The 19,388-nt window shown below is 25.2% G+C and carries 15 protein-coding genes and 1 tRNA gene; 8 read left to right on the forward strand and 8 right to left on the reverse strand.

Going from position 1 to position 19,388, the window contains the following annotated elements; translation table 4 throughout:
• Positions 1 to 5 precede the first annotated feature (5 nt).
• The 4 genes from JV175_RS03875 to rplT all read left to right on the forward strand — a co-directional run bounded on the left by JV175_RS03875 (position 6) and on the right by rplT (position 1,760).
• Positions 6 to 374 carry a GA module-containing protein gene (locus JV175_RS03875; protein ID WP_240337645.1) on the forward strand — a complete coding sequence of 123 codons (369 nt, stop codon included), beginning with the start codon at positions 6 to 8 and terminating at the stop codon, positions 372 to 374.
• Between the two features lie 298 nt (positions 375 to 672).
• Positions 673 to 1,224, forward strand: coding sequence for a translation initiation factor IF-3 (gene infC, locus JV175_RS02175; RefSeq protein WP_308699422.1), 552 nt, complete (start codon positions 673 to 675; stop codon positions 1,222 to 1,224).
• Complete coding sequence (rpmI, locus tag JV175_RS02180; protein WP_205498885.1) at positions 1,205 to 1,393, forward strand: 50S ribosomal protein L35; 189 nt, start codon at positions 1,205 to 1,207, stop codon at positions 1,391 to 1,393. Before infC ends, rpmI begins: the two co-directional genes overlap by 20 nt.
• A 13-nt stretch (positions 1,394 to 1,406) precedes the next feature.
• A complete protein-coding gene (gene rplT, locus JV175_RS02185) occupies positions 1,407 to 1,760 on the forward strand; it encodes a 50S ribosomal protein L20 (protein ID WP_205498887.1) in 354 nt (117 codons plus the stop codon).
• A 93-nt stretch (positions 1,761 to 1,853) separates the two neighbouring features.
• Here the strand turns inward: rplT and JV175_RS02190 are convergent.
• A tRNA-Lys gene (locus tag JV175_RS02190) sits at positions 1,854 to 1,929 on the reverse strand.
• Positions 1,930 to 2,106: 177 nt separating this feature from the next.
• Between JV175_RS02190 and JV175_RS02195 the strand changes: the two genes are divergently transcribed.
• Positions 2,107 to 8,502 carry a hypothetical protein gene (locus JV175_RS02195; protein WP_205498889.1) on the forward strand — a complete coding sequence of 2,132 codons (6,396 nt, stop codon included), beginning with the start codon at positions 2,107 to 2,109 and terminating at the stop codon, positions 8,500 to 8,502.
• Positions 8,503 to 9,775: 1,273 nt separating this feature from the next.
• Here JV175_RS02195 and JV175_RS02200 read toward each other — a convergent pair.
• From JV175_RS02200 to JV175_RS02230, 7 genes are all read right to left on the reverse strand, one after another.
• On the reverse strand, positions 9,776 to 10,030 hold the full coding sequence (locus JV175_RS02200; protein ID WP_205498891.1) for a hypothetical protein: 255 nt from the start codon (positions 10,028 to 10,030) through the stop codon (positions 9,776 to 9,778).
• Between the two features lie 456 nt (positions 10,031 to 10,486).
• Entirely contained in the window at positions 10,487 to 10,720 is a 234-nt protein-coding gene (locus JV175_RS02205) for a hypothetical protein (protein WP_205498893.1), read from the reverse strand.
• Between the two features lie 269 nt (positions 10,721 to 10,989).
• A complete protein-coding gene (locus tag JV175_RS02210; RefSeq protein ID WP_205498894.1) occupies positions 10,990 to 11,625 on the reverse strand; it encodes a hypothetical protein in 636 nt (211 codons plus the stop codon).
• 396 nt (positions 11,626 to 12,021) lie between these two features.
• Entirely contained in the window at positions 12,022 to 12,399 is a 378-nt protein-coding gene (locus JV175_RS02215) for a hypothetical protein (RefSeq protein ID WP_205498896.1), read from the reverse strand.
• Between the two features lie 19 nt (positions 12,400 to 12,418).
• Positions 12,419 to 12,613, reverse strand: coding sequence for a hypothetical protein (locus tag JV175_RS02220; protein ID WP_205498898.1), 195 nt, complete (start codon positions 12,611 to 12,613; stop codon positions 12,419 to 12,421).
• A gap of 521 nt (positions 12,614 to 13,134) precedes the next feature.
• Positions 13,135 to 13,335 carry a hypothetical protein gene (locus tag JV175_RS02225; RefSeq protein ID WP_205498900.1) on the reverse strand — a complete coding sequence of 67 codons (201 nt, stop codon included), beginning with the start codon at positions 13,333 to 13,335 and terminating at the stop codon, positions 13,135 to 13,137.
• Positions 13,336 to 13,951: 616 nt separating this feature from the next.
• A complete protein-coding gene (locus tag JV175_RS02230) occupies positions 13,952 to 14,152 on the reverse strand; it encodes a hypothetical protein (protein ID WP_205498902.1) in 201 nt (66 codons plus the stop codon).
• A gap of 1,948 nt (positions 14,153 to 16,100) precedes the next feature.
• Here JV175_RS02230 and JV175_RS02235 point away from each other — a divergent pair.
• From JV175_RS02235 to JV175_RS02245, 3 genes are read left to right on the forward strand one after another with little or no spacing between them, the layout of a single operon-like run.
• A complete protein-coding gene (locus JV175_RS02235) occupies positions 16,101 to 16,817 on the forward strand; it encodes a hypothetical protein (RefSeq protein ID WP_205498910.1) in 717 nt (238 codons plus the stop codon).
• A 9-nt stretch (positions 16,818 to 16,826) separates the two neighbouring features.
• Complete coding sequence (locus JV175_RS02240; RefSeq protein ID WP_205498912.1) at positions 16,827 to 17,441, forward strand: hypothetical protein; 615 nt, start codon at positions 16,827 to 16,829, stop codon at positions 17,439 to 17,441.
• Positions 17,425 to 19,227, forward strand: a complete 1,803-nt coding sequence (locus JV175_RS02245) for a terminase TerL endonuclease subunit (protein WP_205498915.1) — start codon at positions 17,425 to 17,427, stop codon at positions 19,225 to 19,227. Before JV175_RS02240 ends, JV175_RS02245 begins: the two co-directional genes overlap by 17 nt.
• Positions 19,228 to 19,388 lie beyond the last annotated feature (161 nt).

Below are 19,388 nucleotides of genomic sequence, written 5' to 3' on the forward strand. Positions count from 1 at the left end.
AAACAATGCAAGAAAAAATTAATGAGCAATTAGAAGAAGTTAAAAAAGAAGCAATCACAAAAATTGAATCTCACAAATATTCACGGCTTAAAAAAGATGAAAAGAAAGACTACATTAAGCAAATTAGCGAAGCCGAAACAAAACAAAAGGTGAATGAAATTTGAACTTTAGCTAAAGAATTAAATGAACAAAGAAAAAATAAAAAACGTAAAATTGCTACAATTTTGTTTATCATTTTACTAGTCATTTTTCTAATTTTAATTGCAGTAGCAGTTTCATACATCGCTGATTTTTACATATATCGTAATAGTGACAAAAATGGATTGCTATGAACTGTTCAACAACGTGCACACGGTTTATTAGGAATATTTTAATAATTAAAAACAGGGAAACCTGTTTTTTTTATATATTTTTTTAACTATTAATAAATGAAAAAAATATAAATTAAAAAAGAAGTGGAAGTTATAGTAAAAAATGTTATAATAATTAACGCATTAAAGCAAAAAAGAAGATACATTTCTCACCTAGGAAATAATTAATCCGGGTTGCTACTATATGTTAATATATCGTGTAGTATGAGAAGTGGTCTAAAAACCCACTTTTTTATTAAAGGAGACACTTATTCAAGCAAACGAAAGTCAAAAAGACAAAAAACCAAAATCAGAACATGTTTTAAACGAACAAATACCATACAAAAAAGTTTTTGTTATTGGTGCAGACGGGGAAAAATTAGGAGTTATGGATCGTAACCAAGCAATTAGCGTTGCTAAAGAAGAAAAAAAAGATCTTGTTTTAATTTCAATCGCCGATAATAAACCAATTGCAAAAATTTTGGATTACGGAAAATTTAAATACGAAAAGAAGAAAAAAAATAAATTAGCAAAAGAAAAACAATCAGTAACTGTTAACCGTGAAGTTCGTTTAACAGCTATGATTGGTGATCACGATTTACAAACAAAAGCCCGTAAATCACGTGAATTTCTTCTAAACGGTGATCGTGTTAAGGTTTCTTTAAAATTCCGTGGAAGAGAAGCGACAAGACCTGAAATTGGTGAAGAAGTTTTAATGAAGTTTTATCAAGCAGTCGAAGACATAGCTAAAATCTCAAAAGAACCAACATTAGTAAATGACAGATTTTTAGATATGTATTTAGAAAGAGATAAGAAAAAAGTGAAAACAGTTGACAATTCAAAAGGAGACAGCGATGCCAAAGATGAAAACTAAAAGAGCGTTAGCGAAACGTATCAAAATTACTGGTAGTGGTAAAGTAAAACGTGGAAATGCTTATCGTTCACACCTAGCTCAAAATAAAACAACAAAACAAAAAAGACATTCTCGTAAATCTTCAATGATTTCAAAATCAGATTACAAAAGAATTAAAGAGCTAATATAGAAAGGATAATGTAATGCGTGTAAAAGGCGGAACAGTTACAAGAGCTAGAAGACAAAAATGAATTAAATTAGCAAAAGGTTACTGAGGACACAAATCAATCGGTTACAAAGTTGCTAAACAAGCTGTTGTTAAATCATGAACATATGCTTTTAGAGATAGAAAACAAGTTAAAAGAGAATTCAGAAAATTATGAATTGCTCGTATTAATGCAGCTTCAAGACCTCTAGGAATGACATATTCACGTTTAATTAACGGACTTAAAAAAGCAAACATTCAAGTTAACCGTAAAATGCTTTCTGAATTAGCTATTAATTATCCAGAAACATTTGCTAAAATCGTTGAACAAGCTAAATCGGCTTTAAAATAATTATTAAACCTCAAGAGGTTTTTTATTAGATTTTTTTGATTATAAAAAAAGAAGCAAAATCTTTTGCTTCTTTTTTTCGGTCATTAAAAGATATGGTACACCGTACAGGGCTTGAACCTGTGACCCGAAGATTAAGAGTCTCCTGCTCTACCAACTGAGCTAACGATGCATACGTAAAAATATTATAATACTTTTTTTAAAAAACAATTTATTTATTTCAAAAAACAAAATTATTGATTATTGTCAATTAAATTAAAGTTATATTTATTTTTTTCATCGTTTTACGTATATAATATTATATATTTTATAAAAAAATCTATATATTATTAACCAAATAAGGAGTATTATGTCGCAAAGTAAAAAAGTAAAGATTGTTGGTTCCTTGGCAATAGGATTAACAGCAGCAACGGTAGGTTCAACCATTTATTATTTGGTAAAATCGTGTGCTGATGATAATGCTAATTTATTAAAGTTAGAAAGAAAAATTCAAGATGCTAATGATTTTATTCATTCTTTAAAATCTAAAGAATTAGTAGAAGATTCAAAAGAGCTTGAAGATTTAATTAATCAAATTAATTTAAAGAAAGACAGTTATAACAAAAAGCAAATAGAACAAGCTATTAAAGATATTGATAACAAAATTAATGAATTAAAAAATAAAACTGCAAATGATAAAGCAAGTAAATTAGATTTATTGAATAAAGAAATTGAAAATGCTTTAAAAACAGTTGAAAATTTAAACGCATCCCATTACTCTAATCAAGCAGCAGAATTAAAAAAAATAATAGATTCAATCCAAAACAAAAAATTAAACGCCGAAACAAAAGAATTAGAACAGTTATTAAAATCGCTTACTCAATTAAATGAAGTTGACAAAGATTTAATCGATAAATATAATGCAACAAAAAATATTCTTGGTGATTTATTAAATAAATCAAATCTTCTTATTAAACAAGTTAATGTTTCCGACATAAAAGATCAAGGAGAAAATTTAGAAAACTTAATAAAAGATTTAGATTTAGAAAAATTAACACAACAAGAACTTGAGAATAAAATTCCTTCAATCACACTAGAGTATAATGATTTAAAATCTAAGTATGATGATTATGTAATAAAATTGAAAGCAGCTCGTAGTGCAGAACAATTAATCGAAAATAAAGTTGTTGATTTCATAAATCAAAATAAAGTTGCATTCCCTAACATTGTAAAAGAATTGGAAAATGCGAAAAATAATGTTTTAATCTCAAAGAATGAGAACAAAATTTCTTCTTTAAACAAAATTTCTAAACAACTTAAAGATTTACTAGAAAAAGCTGATAGTGATAAAATTAAAAAACAAATTGAAATTTTAAAATTAAGTACAGAAATTCAAAAAGCCCACGAAAATATAAAAGAGTTAAAAAAACATTCAAAAAATAAAGAAGCAAATACTTTAGAAGAAATCTTGAATTCAATTTCGACAGATAATAATTCAAAAACAATTGAACAGTTAAAGCAAGAGGTTGATAAACTTTCAAAGGCAAATAAAAATGTAATAAATTCTCTTGAACAATTTATGAGTGAAAAAGAAAATATTAAAAACAAATTGAGTAATCTATTAAATGAAGTTAAAAACTTTTTAGAAAATAATAAAAAAAATAATCAAACATCTTATGTAAATAATGATTTATATCCAGTTTATAATGAAACGATAGATAAACTAAATTCTGAGAATATAGATGAATTAAAAAAAACATTAGATAAATTAACAAATTATTATAAAAAAGCTAAAAAAGAAGTTGAAAATAAAGAATCAAATATCCAAAAATTAAAAAATTCAATTCAAAAAGCTAATGAATTAATCGAAGAACTAAATAAAAATGAAATTGATTCAAACGAACTTAAACAACTTGTCGAACAATCTAATAACACACCTAACATGACTTCTAGTCAAGTTAGTGATTTAAACAAGAAAATTTTGATTGAAATTAACAAAAAACAAAAAGAATTAGATAATAAAAAAATGATTTATTTAAAATCACTTGAAGACATTAAAAATGCTTTGAGAGATTTTCGAAATCTAAGTGCTTCATATCAAGACATTAAAGATGAAGCAAAAAACATTTTAGATTCAATTCCAAATACCGACAATATGGGTGCGAAAGAAACTGAAGAATTGGTCGAAACTTTAAAAAATAAAATCAAAGAATTAAATAATAAAAAAGAAGCGAAAGAAGAAATATTAAATCACTTAGAAGATTTAAAAAGTAAAGCTGAAAGAATAAAAAAAGAATTAGAAGATAATAGCCAGAACAGTTCCGCAAATGAACTTGGTAAAAAAATAATTTCTTCGGATGACCCCAAATTAAACGGTAAAACTGTTGATCAAATTAGAAAAGAATTTGAAAAACCTCTTGAAAGACAAATTGAAGAAGCTGAGCATGATCTGAGAGTTTATAATAAAGATACTGAAAAAGCTAAAATTGATTTAAAAAATCGTATTGAAGAAGCAAAAAAATTATTAGAAGAATTGAAGAAAAACCCTGAAAAATATCAAAATATTATTGATAAATTACAACAGGCTATTCCAACCGATTACGAAAATGATAATTTTGGACAATTAGACAAAAAATGAAAAGATCTTTCAAAAGCAATTTACGATGCTCAAGATACTAAAGAATTAAAAGATGAAGCAATTAATAATCTTGCAATCGCAAAGCAAAAAGCTAAAAATTTAATTTTACAATTGCAAGAAAATAATTTAGATAAATCATATTTAGAAGAAAAACTAAACGCATCTAATATTGATTTAGGTAATTTGAAGGCTAAAGAAATTCAAAAATTAGCAACAATACTTTCTGAACAAAATTCTATTGAACAAAAAAATATTAATGATGCTATTAATGCTAAAAAAGATCAATTGACATCAAAAATTTCAGAGTTTGAAAGTCAAATTAAAAAATATGGTTATAAATACCAAAACATTATTAATTCTGCAAAAGATGAAATTTTAAAAGTAAAGGAAAGTTTTGCAAATGTAACTAATGTTAACGAACTTGACAAATTAATTGAAAAAATTGATAACGCAAGAAAAGATGCACAATCTGAATATGAATCTAAAAAAGTTATATGAGACAGAATAGATTTAATCACAAAACAAGGTGAAGAAATTAAAAATAAAATAATATCAAAACCTGAATATAAAAAATATCTAGACCCTTTAAAAATATCACTTACAAAATCGCAATCAACATCTGAAAATACAATGAATAATCAAGAATTGCAGAATAACATTGAAAAACCTTTGCAAAATTCAATTACTTCTATTTATGAAAAGATTAAAACAGACTTAACAGTACTAAAAGAAAAATTTGATATATTGTCATTAGAATTGAGTAAAAGTCCTAGATACTCACAAATACTTTCAACCTTGCAAGAGGCTGATCCTTCCGATTTTTCAAATGATGATATTTTTACTTTATTGAATAAAATGGATAAATTAAGCAAGGCTATTCAAAAAGCTGAAGAATTGAAAATAGAAAAAGATAAACAATTATTAAGTGATAAATATGATGAAATAGAAATATTTAATAATTCATTAGTTTCAAAAGAAGAAAATTACGAAAAATTAAAGAAATATACACAAAACTTGCTAGATAATAATCCAAAAATGCCACAAGCAACATATGATCAAGATGCAGAAGTTTTAAGTAATTACGAAAATTTAAACATTAAAGATAAGTTGGAATCTTGAAAAGCAGTTATTGCTGCTCAAGTAGATGCTCAAAAAGAAATTCAAAATATTCAAAACAATGAATCTTGACAAGACCCTGAAATTGCAAATATGTTGACCGAGTCTTTAAAATTAACTGAAGATTTAAGTTTATTAACTAAAGATAAACTTGATTCGCTGTTAAAAAATATCCAAAATGCAAAAGTTCTAGCTGAAACTGAATGGCAAAAAGCAAGAAGAAAACGTGCAGGATTAAAGCAAACATTAGAAGATAAAATTTCAGCATTAAGTAAACAAATTGCTGACTATGGAAAAAGATATCAAAATGTTAATGATGCTGCTCAAGCAGTAATAAATAACGTAAATAATGAAAAAGATAATGCAGTAACAGACGCTCAAATTCAAGAATTGATTGATAAAATAGATCGTGCTGCAGAAACAGCAACAAGTGATTATAATTCTAAAAAATCAATTTGAGATAGCATCGACTTAAAGATTAAAGAAGCTGAAACAGTTTTAAAATTATTTGAAAATAAAAATGATTATAGTGAGTTTAAAACTCAATTAGATAATGTAATTCAAAAAGCCAAAAGTAACGAACCTGATTCAATGACTTCCGAAATTTTAAATAGTAATATTTATTACCCTCTAAATACTAATTTAGATAATATTAAAAAAAGCATTACTGAAATTTTGAAAGAAAATATTAAAAATTACGATTATTGAAAAAATGAATTAAATAAAAATCCTGAAAGATATAGCGAAATTATTGAAAAAATTAATAATAGTAATCCAGGTAATTATCAAAATGATAATACTAAAACTTTAATAATAAAAAATGAAAAATTAAAAGATTTATTTGAAACTATAAGAACCGATAAAATTGCAAAAGACAAGCAATTATTATCTGAAATTTGAGATGAAACAAATAAAATACTTGATAATTTAAATGGTAAAAGCGAATACACACAACTTCAAAGTTATTTAAATTCATTGTTGCAAAATAATCAAAAGATGCCAGATGCAACATTTGCTCAAGATGAAGAAGTGTTAACCGCTTATGAAAATATTTCTGCTGTTCAAGACAAAATAAAAAATTGAAAAGCTTTAGCTAAAAATAGAAAAGATGCACAAAATGAAATAGAAAAAGTAGAATCGTGGCAAGATTCTCAAATCAAAAACGACTTAGAAACCGTTTTAAATAAAGCTAAAGATTTATCAGAAAAAACAGCTGACGAAATTTCTGAAATCAATAAACAAGTTTTAAACGCTTTAGAAACCGCTAAGCGAAACTGAACAGAAGCAATTGCCCAACGACAATCTCTTAAAGAAAAAAATAATCAACAGATTAAAAAAATAAACGAATTAAAAGATAAATTAGGGGAAAACAATCCCCTAAAACAGACTATTGAAACTGTAATTAGAGAAAACGAAAATTTACTATCAAACAATTCAAAAACAAATAAAGAAATAACAAAACAAAATGAAGTATTGCAAAAATTTATTGATAATTTTGAAAAATACAATACTTATATTATGAAATACAATGAAGCAAAAGAATTAGAAACCACATTAGAATCAAAACCATATTACAATTCACAAAAATTAACAGAATATAAACAATTTTTAGAAACTGCAAAGACCAATGTGGTTGATAAAATTATTGAAGGCGAAAGCATTGATGATTTTGAAGATAAATTGCAAAGTCTAAATCAAAATTACAATAACATGAAAGCAGAAAAGGAAAGAATTGATAGAGAAAGATTAGAATTAATTGAAAATTACAAACAAAAAGTTTCTGATATTAATTCATTAATAGACGAAATGAAGAGAAAACCAACTCCAGAAGATTTTGAATCACCAATTCAAAATATGGAATCAGGATTAGAAATAAATAGCATTAATGAAAGCACAACAGATAATTCTATCATTTCCACAAATACTGAAAAATTACAAAAAGTTTACAAAGATGCAAAAGACTTTCTTGATAATTGGGCTTTAATGAAACAAAATATTGCTGATTTCCTAGATGGTGAAGTGAAACAAAAATTAGAAAATTCAATAAATACATTAAATTCACTTAAATCAATGCATTTTAAAGATTTAAAATTAAACGATGTAAGACTTAATGTTGATTCTGAGATAGATCCAGTTATTAGTAAATATCAAAACAGTTTAAATAAATTGAATTCGAAAAGACTGTATTCAACTTCATTAAAAGAACTATACAATCTTTCAGTTTCAACCAATAAAGATTGAAATGATGGTATTGATTTATTGAAACAAATTAAAAAGCCACTTTATGATCAAGCTGATGAATACTATCATAAATTTGGATGATTAGGTTATTATGGTACATCTCCTACAAAATATGATTTAACTAGCGCATATTTTAAAGATGGAGACAGATCTGTATTCTGATTTACCGGTGATTTAATAAATGGAAATAATCAAATAGTGATGCAAATTAAGAGTTCTATTGATAATAATATTCCAAAACTAGATGTTGAATTTGAAGAGAAAGATCAAGATTGAACAGATTTATTTTCTATTGATAAAACAAAACTGAAATGAAAATCATTTGATGATTTATACGTACAAAAAATAAAAGAAGTTTTTGAAAATATTACATCTTCATTAAGAGTAATCAACAAGTATCAAGAACCGACTGAAGAAGAAAATAGAATGTATACATTTAATATTGAAAAAAATGCATATCTGTTATGAGCTTACGGTAAAGTTTGAAATTCTATTTATGGAAAAATAAGAGTATTACCAGAAGCTATTCAGAAAGAATATAACAATTTTAGAGATGCTATTAATAAATGATACTGAAAAAATCAAGAATTTGATTGAGCAAAAGTTTCAATTATTCCTAATATTGATGGGTCCCCTACAAGATCTTCATTCTTAAACACTCAAGATTTTGCGTGAGAAAATTTAGGCAAATATGCATATGCATTGGAAAAAGCATACAGAGAACACAATGAAGAAATTAAGCCAGTGTGATTCCCATTCCCAAAAGAATAAACCTTTAATTAATTATTATGTTTATCTTCAAACAAAGAGCGAAACGTTTTAATGTTTCGCTTTTTGTTTGATTTTTTTGGCTATTCAATAATGGGAAGAGAAATTATTGAGAGTAACTAAATTCATTTTAAGAAGATGCATTGCTAAATATTATTTATTGTTTAATTTTAAAGGCTATTCTTCATCGTTATTAATTAAACAAAAAGTAATTAAATTCAGCTGTTTGATATTTTAATGGTACTCCTGAATTTATTGTTGATATAATTACCGTATTCATCCATTACTCCTATTCCTGAGTTTCAGGATTGTAATAGGTTAGCAAATATTCTCATTTACTACTAAACCCCATAATAGTTGGTTTTATTAATAAATATAGCCATTTTGTTTTCAGTATGGAAACCCGTTAAAAAAGTACAGAAACACTATTTGCATTAAATTTATTAATTTGCATGTTTTGGTCGTATTCTAAATAAAGATATTCTCAAATAATTAGTTTAATGTTTTCAATTTTCATATAACTGAGTAGTTTGAATTTTACCTTCATACTTAGTTTTTTGACTCATGCTTGAAATACTAAAACTATATACTGTTAAATCAACAAACTATTTTTGTCATGTGTGGTATTAAAAATATGATTCTTACCGGTTCAAATTACTTTCCCTTTACCTTGAGTTACATATAAACCACCTCAATAACAAAACCATTTTCAATATCGTTTTGGAATTAATTTCCAGCTCTTGTTAAAATAAAATTGCTTTGATCATCGGTATTTGTATAACTTTTTTCGTCATTATTAAAATCTATAACATGATTGTTAGTTATTAAAAGATATTACCCCATCTTTCTTAGAAAAAATATTTCCTATCATCATTGTTGATCCACAATTTATTGCCGTTGAACGCGATATTAAATCTTTAATTTGTTTATTTTAAACATTTTTTGCATTAATTAATATATTATTAAAACAATAATCGTCGTGAAGTTTATAAATTATATTTTGGCTAGGGTTATAATAAAAAAGATCATTTTTATCATAATTGGTTAATTATAAAATTGGATTATTTTCTTGGTTGAAAATAAAATTTTTATAACTCAATATTGTATTTGCTTGTCAATACTCATTTTCAATATTCTTTTATATTGAAACCTTAAATCAACCGCATATTTATCGACATAAATTGATTTAGATTCATTAAATTGTCCTCAATCATTAAATTCATAATCTTTTTGTCTATTAACAAGGAGCTCATCGACAATATTTTTTGTTAATATTTTATATTTTTCTTGGTTTAAGAAATCTTAAACAATTGTTATCATCACTCCTGAATGTTAAAACAAAAATAATTGTTATCGAATTTCTATTTTTTCTTTCAACAGTTTGTGTTGCTTCAAAACTAAATTCATTTTTATTTTCTAAATTAGAGTAATTAATGTTAAAAAAAAGACCACTTTTAGGATCAGTAAGCCTATCGATTCTTTTTGCGTCTAAAACAATTATTCCTGCTCATAACCTTAGTTGAATTTGCACATTTTTGTTATTTGTATTTAACAAAGTATCTTTAATGTATTTATGTTTTAAAATTCAAGAAGCTTCTCTATCATTGATGTTTCATAAGCTATCTAGATAATTTAATTCAATTTTTCGATTTCTTAAAATTTGATCATTTTCTTTAAAAATTTTAATTAAATTTTTATTTTTAACATTTAAATTAGTAATTAAATCGGAATCTGAATAGCTTTGTTGGTTTTTTTCTTTTCTAAAAGCTTTAATTTTTATATCAAGTATTACCTTCGATTGTTTTATCTCCGTTTCGATATTTAAAACGAGTAAAAATTGAACCTTCTTGATCGTTTGGTAGTTTTACTTTGCTAATTTTAAAATTATTATTATTTCTTAAAATAAAATACCCATTATTAATTATTTCTCTTGTATTGATAGTTAATTTGTGATTATTTTGATTATAACCGTAAAATAATTTGAACTCTATAGGACTCAGTACATTTTCAATACCATTTTCATTGACAAGAGTAAAGAATTCAGTTGGACCTTGAATTTGATTTTGATTTCAAAATCATCATAAGTTATTAAATTTAACATAACTTCTGGATATAGTTGTTCCAAAATCTCATTTCTGAAATTTGAAAGCATAATTTTTTGAGTTGTTTTAAATCTAATTTCCGGATTATTCTTATTAATGAAACCAAGCTTAAATGACATTGAGTATCCTTTTCTGCGAGTGGGTTTAAATTCAACATCATAGTAATACAAAAAGAAAGAATCTATTAGTGGTTTTAAATTTAAATTATTATTTGGATCATTTGATAAACTACCATCAGATGGTGTTTCAGTTGGCTGTGCTGAAGAATTTTCGAAGCCATTTGTATTAAATCCTTCGACCTTTTCATTTTTTATTGATTCTGATTTTAGTCTTAAAACAAAGTTTATCTTATCAAAAGATTTTCCTTGCTTTATTATTTGTGGGGAAATTATTTTTTTCCTTTTGAAAGACGATAGTCAAAATTAGAACCATTAATTTTTGAAACTAATTCTTGTATTTGTTTTTCGCTATCATTTTTGGTTTGATAATTAAAATCATCATCAGTGAATCATTCATTATTATTAATAGGTTTAATATCTTCTTTTGTAAATGGTTTAAAGTAATTTAAATATATAAAGAAACGATTAGCGGTATTCTTAATCAGTTTATCTTTGTGGTATATTTCAAGATTCAATCTTACTCAACCTTGTAAATTATTAAAAGTTGTTTTTTCTTTATTTATTTTCAGTGAAAAGTTGTTTTTTGAAGGTAATTCAAAAATATTATTAAAAACTTTTTGTCAATCTTGAGCAAGATAATTTGTTTGATTATGGCTCTCATTTTTTATTTTCATTTTTAATCAAATATTAGATTCTGAAGTATGGTTTCTTTCGTTTGTTTGTGTGCTTAGGATATCATTATAAAGACTTTGAAAATCTAAAGAATTTTTTAGATATTGTTCAAAGTTATTAGGGGCGAAAGCAACATTTAAAATTACTTCATCATCATTTCTGCCTTGAGAATTCTTTACTTTGAAATTAGCTTTAATTATTTGTAGCCTTTCATTTATTTCAAAACTTTGCACTAATTTTCAGCCATTATATTTATCATTGAATTTTGCAAGGTTTCTTAAAATTTTTTTAATTTGTGATTCTTTTGACTTTTTATCAAGTTGTTCTCAACTTCTTGCTTCAAAAGTTTTTTTATTTTTTTGATTTTGTAGAAATTGTTGTTTTAGAAATTTTTCGAGAGATCCATATGGAAATTGCGACTTATAATATTCTGAATTTTTAAAACCGTCACTGAATCCAAAACCAACCTTAGTAATTAATCTTGTTTTTCTTCAGTAATAATTTCAATTTCTTTTGTTTTAATATCAAACGTTTTTATTAATTTATTTTTTCATTAATTTTTTTATCTGGTAACTGAAATAATCACCTAATTTAAAAGTAAAATATCCACCAATTTTTGTAGTTTTTTGTTAAAAATCTTTTTTAGATATTTGATTAATATTTTTAAAGTAAAGTGAATCAGGATTATAATTAAAATATTTTCCAAACGATGATAAATCTATTGCTGAAATTTTTTCGTTTAAATCATTTTTAAATTCTAAAGATTTTTCGAATGAAACAAGTTGATTATTTTCTGGGTTTATTAATACTTCAAGGTTAAAAACGAGTTTATTAATATTCTCGTCATCAAGATTTATTGAAAGCAATTGTGTTTTATTTGCTGTATTATTAACAAAATTAGTATAAATTTCGTAATTATTTTCATTAATAGACGCTGAATAAAGTAGGTGATCAAGACCAGCTGAATCAATATTTTTATTAAAAGAAAGCAAGGTGTTTTTAATCATATGTTTCTTGAAGTTTAGATTAGGGTTTTTGAATTGAATTGTATATTTTTTTAACTTCCGACACTAATGTTTGTTTGTTTGTTAACTTCTTTTTCAATTCTTCTTTACTGTTAGTATTGTTAGAAGAGTTTATTTTTTGATTCGTTTTTTGTTTTCATTGTTTTAAAACAGCGTTACCATCTAAAATTTCATTTCAATTTAAACTAAAAGACATAATAATATCTAAATCAGATTTTAAATTTTTAATAGATTCAAATATATTGTTATTTAACTTATTATCAATAATATGATTATTAATGTCATTTTTTAAGGTTTAAAATTTTTGTTGATTTTGCTTTGAAGAATTAATGAATTCATGACTAATAAAGAGATTATTAATATTTAAAAGTCTATTTCTTAGTAAATTTATATTGTTGAATAATTCATCTGCCTGCTGTTTTGCTGTTTTTAAATATTCTGCTGTATTAATTCTATCCTGTAACTTTTGTTTAATAAGTGTAAATGTTGAATTGATTACAAAAGATTTAAATTCATCAATAAAATCATTTTTACTTTTTTAAAAATTATTTTTTGCAACTTTTTGTTGATATTCTTAAATAAAGTTTTTAATTTTTTGGATTTTATTTAAAACATCAGAAAATGATATTTGGTTAAAATGTTCATCTATTTCAGCTATGATGTTTTGAATTCTTTGTTGATAACTATTTTTTAAGTTTTATTTTCTTCGGAAACTCTTTAATTTTGAAAATCTAAAAATTCTGAATTAATTAAGTTTTTTTGTGAGTTTACATTTTGCAATTTTGTTTGCGAGACTTTGAAATTGCTTTCAGCATCACTAATAAATCTTATTGCTTTTTGTAGATTTTGGTTAAATTCTTCTTCGTTTCAAGTTTGATTGAAAGTATTTTGTGTAATAAAACAAGAAATCTCTTGCATTAAATTGTCAAAATTTATATTATTACTTTCAATTATTTTTATTTTTCAATTGACTTAATTGGTTAATTTGACTTTGATATTGTTTTTCTCACTGTTTTCTTTGTGAATTTTAGAATCTATTTTAACTTTTTCATCTTTTATTTGTTTAAAAATACGATCATTTTCATTAATTCTTTGGATGATTTGATTGCTGGCCAGAGTGCTATTTAGCTTTTTTAGATTCTTCAATTATTTTGTCTAAAGAAATTTTTAAAGAATTATAATCATTATCATTTTTAATGATTTCGTAAAAAGATTCCATTATTTTTATTTGACTAGTAAGTTTTTTAAATTCTTGTTCTACATCATTATCGATAACCTCTTTTTGGTTTGTAAAATCTTTGATAGCAAGATTAATATTATTGATTTCTAAAGAAATATTTTTAAAAAATTGTGTTTGTTTTAAATACCTGTTTTTTAAGTTTTTCTTTAACTCATTTAAAGCAAAATATTTCTGACTATTTGTTAAATTCAGTAATTCGTTTAATTTTGATACTAGATATTTTAATTATTCAGTAATTTTACTTGTTCTTACTTTTGAACTTCAATTGCAAGATTATATTTTTTCTTTAAGGCATTAAAAATTGATTTTTAATTTTAATTCATCAAAATTATCTAAATCTTGTTCATTAATATTCGTATTTAAATCTTGGGCAATATTTTCTAGATTTTGTGATATTAAATCATTTTTTAAGATTAAAATATTTTGCAATTTTTCTTTTATTAAAATAATTAATTCATTTTTGTTTTTTCTTTCTTCATTACTTTTACCTTGCATTCTTTATTAGCTGTGAAGCTGTAATTGAAGCAGCAATAATTATTGAACCTGCAGCAAGAGAACTTATTGTGATAATTTTTCTTTTTTTTGCTTTTTTCCATTAATTAACCTCCATAAGGGTTAATAAAATAACTTTCTTAAATATATAAAGTTGGAAAAAATTAGACTCTGAAATTTTTAGAAGGTTCGCTTTTCGTTTTGAACCGCTGTACCTAAAGTATAACTCCAAAAAAGAAAAGTCAAGCACATTTTCTTATTTTTTTTCGTATTTTTTTTTAACTTTTTTTTTAACTTTATTTTTTAATCTTTTTTTATTTTCCAACACTTCCTTATATATATAATCTACAAAAAAACCAAAATTATAAAAAATGCATTTTATTAAAAGAGTATAAAAAAAGCCCTCAGTATTTTGAGGGTTTTAGCTTATTTTATTTTTTTAATTATTCAAAAACATAAAAATTTAATAAATAGCGTTTTTTTAACATAATATATTAACAATGAATTTTTTGAATTTAATCATATCACACAAATAATTTTATTAAATTAAAATTTAAAAATTTGGACATTCTTTTCAACAATTTTTTTCGGAATATTACCTACATACAAAAAAGTTCAGAGAAAATATAAAAATTCTTGTATTTTGTAGATGTATATATATTATACTACAAAACTAAAAAAAATAAAGTTAAAAAAATAATTAAAAATATTTTAATAAAAAAAGCAATTTTTTTGCAACACTTTAAAAGTGCATGATATAATAATATTATAAGTAAAAAGATACTTAATATTCCTCATTAACATATAACTTCAACGAATAAAGTTTTTATGATTGTAATTTGGCATAAGTTACCTTCAAATTCCTTTTATATTAAAAAAAATAATAATAATGTAAAGAATTTTTATTTCATATTTTTATTAGAGTATAAAAAATATTCTTAATTGCAGAGCTTAATGATACGGCTCTGTTTTTTTATTTACATTTATTTGGTTTTTTTATTTAGCGGAGTTATAGTTTACTTGCTTATAAAGATAAATACAAAAAAATAAACGTTTCTGGCCACTTATACAAGTGTAAAATAAAAAGAAACTTCGGGACACTAGCTGCAAACGTTAGTTGCCTCTTTTTTTTATTATTTTGGTTAAAAAATATATAATAATTATGTAAATGTATTTACAAGGTTACAACGTTAAAAAATTATTTTTTTTCGCTAGCTTGGTTTAGTTGCTGGAGTATGGCAGACGTTGTATTTAACCTTTTTACCATACTGAATAAGGTTTTAACCAAGGGGAGGCAGTTGCCTCTTTTTTTATTTTCTTTTTTTTATTAGGGTGGTTATCTGTTTGCTTTAATATTTTTTATTTTGATTATAACGAGCGTTTTTATTTTGGTGGGAGTTTGTTAGGTGGTGAGGTGCTTTGTTTGTTGTGGTGTTTTTAAATGGCTATTGCTTGCATTTTTTTTGCTTGTGATTGTTAAAGGTAGGGGGGGTATTAAAAAAATACTAGTGCTGGCGTTCAGCCCACCGATTACCTTTCAGCGTGTTTTTTCTAAAATTTGAACAATTAGGGTGGTAAATTTCAGCACTGTTTTTTTTATTTTTTTATGAGTTATTTAATATTATTTTTTTGTGTAATTTTGTTTTTTGATACTATGTTCAAAATTATTAAAGTATATTAAGTAAAATTATAATTTTTTTTGTATAATTTTATAAAAAACCCCTTTAATATATTTTTATAATTTTTAAAACTTGACTTTTTTAGACTAATATATATAATATATATATTAAAAAAATTATTAAAGTATATAAGAAAATAAGACATATAAAAACTAGTGTTCAAAAAATTAGTTATAAAAATATAGTAAAATAGATTTGGGAAAAGGAGTTTTAAAAATATCAAATTTCCACAATACTTTAATAACTTTTTAAAAAATGGAGAAATTAAAACAATGGACATAACAAAATTAACAATTAAAACAATAAAACAAGAATATAAACTCACCGAAATAGAACTATTTAATAACTTCACAAAATTAGCGATTCAAAATAAAATAAATTTTTATGATGATTTTAATAAAACAACGGCAAGAATAGAAAGACAAAGAAGAAAACTAAAAACGATTAACGATTTCACAGAAACACTCGATTGGGAAATTATGTTCGTAAGTTGCTTATATGTCGAACGAGATAAAAAACCAAATTGAAAAAATAAGGAGCTAGCAGCATCGCAATTATTTAAGCTTATTTTTAAAACAGAATTTTTTAGCTACATACATTTTTATTTATTTAAAAATATTTACACCTTAATGTTCAGAAATAAAAACACCCTAGAACATAAATTGCGATTTAGCGGAGGTATTTGGAATTTTTTGATTTGATATTTTGGGGAAATTAGTCCGAGAAGATTAGCAAACTTTATAAAAGAAAATGCCGGAACTAAAACCAAATATCCCGACATAAGCTCGCTTTTAGAATTAATTTATATTTTATTTTCTTGCCTTGATAATTACGAGATTGAAAAATTTATAAGCTCACTTTATAAAGATTTAGAATATTTTAGATGCCGAGAATTTAGTATGGACCGAAGCTTATATTATGTTTGTAAATTAGTATTTCAATTTATTAACCAAATGGCAACGAAAATAAAAACCGAAAGGAGTAAATAAAAAATAAAAATGGTCGAAGATTTTAAAAATAAAAAAGAAATAAAAAAGATAAAAAAAATATATATGCAACAAAACCCCGAACAGGAAGAAAATATTGCGCTTAACATTGTCATGTATTCAATTGACAACCTCATAAGCTTAATAAAAGCGCATAGCCAAATAAAAAACGATTGGGAGTACAAAATTAAACCCGAGCGAATAAAGTCCCTTAAAGAGCGTAAAAACTACCTTTTAAGCGAAATAAAGTATTCAACAAACCAACTCCAACAAGAAAAAGCAACCATCACCCCCGCTTTTTTAAAAACTATCGACGAAGATAGCCCCCAAGGTTTGTATTTTTATACTAGTGTAAAAAACTGAGTTGAAAAGTCATATAAGAACATAGAAAGAATGCAAAGCGAACTAAATAAGGTAAATAGCGAACTGCTAAAAATTAGCAACGACAATAATATTTTTTTAATTGATGAAACGGGAAAGCTAATAAATAAAAATTTTAACTTTTCAAAAGCTTACGGCGATATTCTTAACCTGTTACAAGCAAACTTAAGTATTCAGTTAACTAAACAAAAAATAAAAAACCTAATTGAAGAAGATAACGAAGAAGAAGATGACGACGAATTATAACCACCCAGAACTTAAAAAAGCTAAACAATGGGCAAACAACAACTACGACGCCACTAACGACGAACCAACGCAATATGCACTTAAGGTAATCAATAACGAAATAGTAACTTCGGAAATGATTTTTTTACAATGCCTTAGACATATACTGTTTTTGTATAAGTTTCATAACGAACCAGAATTCCCGTTTGCTTATACTTTGCAAAATTACGAAAAAATAAAAAACTTTACTAAAAAAATAATTATCCCCCAAACTAATAAGCCGTTTATTTTTGCCGAGTTTCGGAAATTTATGACCGGTTTCGTGTTTGGATGAGTTTTTAAAAATAACCCCGAACAATATATAACAAATGAAGTATTCGATGTCGAAGCCAGAAAGCAATGGAAGTCAAGTTATTGGGCTATGATAGCCTTAGCAACAACTCGAGGAATTTTGCACGATGGTAATAGTGAAGTGTATTTTTGTGGAGCAACTCGAGAAAGTAGTAGAATACCTTATGACATTGCCCTCAATTACATATTCAAAAGTCCTAAAATTAAAAAGAAATTTTTGAAATATAACACAATTAGAATATTAAGTACCAAACGGGGACAAATTAAAGCGATACCTTTTGACACCGCCGCCCTTGAAGGAAAGAATCCGTCGCTTGTTGTTTTAACCGAATACCACCTGCACAAAGACGACACCATGCAAAAGTCGGCAAAATACGCAAAAAATAACAGTCGTAAAAATTTATTAATTATCTACGATACCACCAAAGGGACAAACATTGACTCCGTTTGCTACCGTAGGGAAAAAGATTATAAAGAATTCCTAAGACGGCAAATATTAAACCCTGAAAAAGTGGACGAAAATTATAATATTTTTTTATTTGCCGCCGAACTTGATGAAGAAGACATAAAAGATTGACAAAACCCAAAAAATTGAATTAAAGCCAACCCTGGTCTGGGTGTAACAGTTAGCCTTGAAGACTTGCAAAAGGAATATGCGCAAATAACAACAGTTTCAGCTGCAAACGAATTCAAAGTTAAAAGGTTAGGAATTTGAGTAAATAATGAAAGTGCCTTTTTTACGATTAACGACATTTTACAAAGTCAACAAAAAAACGCCGACTTCGTTAAAAAGCTAGCTTTAGAAGATTTTAGGGACTTTAACTGCTTAATGGGAGTCGACTTATCATCAACAAACGACACCACAGCCGTGGTGTTAAATTGAGAAATACCTCAGCCAGACGGCGAACCACTTTGAGTATTTAAGGGACACGGTTTTATTCCTCAAAAAAGCGTCGCAACTAAAGAAGTAAAAGACGGGGCGTTTTATCGTGATTGAGCTAAAAACAAATTTTTAACAATTACCGAAGGCGATGTTATTAATTATGGCGATGTTATAAATAAAATTATTGAATATAAACAAAAATACCAACCCTCACAATTGTTATATGATCCGTGGCAATTTTATATGATAAAACGGCACTTATTAGACAATAATATTTTTTATGAAGATCAGACAAAACAAGTTAAACAAGGGGTATATTTATCACCTTTTTTTCGCCAATTTGAAATAAAACTAAAAAAACAAAAAATATATATAATGGACGATAATAAATTAATGTTTTCACATATTCTTAATGTAGCAACCAAGGAAACAAACCAAGGAAATATTTTTATAAAAAAAATTGCACAAAATAAAAGAATCGACCAGTTTATTGCTATGTTAGTTTCAGCAAGTGCTCGAGATGTTCAAGCATCGCAAACCGTAAAGGACAATTATTACAAAATAATAGAATAATAAAATTTATAAAATATACTTATTTTAGTCACTTAAGTGACTTTTTTTGCCTAGATTTAAGAACCTAAAAAATATTTAAAAAAATAACGGTTTAAGAATCAAAAGGCACAAGCATAGCCTGAAAGCTATGTTTTTTTATTATTTTTTTATTTTTATTTACT

The organism is [Mycoplasma] gypis, assembly GCF_016924775.1.
GTDB lineage: Bacteria > Bacillota_I > Bacilli_A > Mycoplasmatales > Metamycoplasmataceae > Metamycoplasma > Metamycoplasma gypis.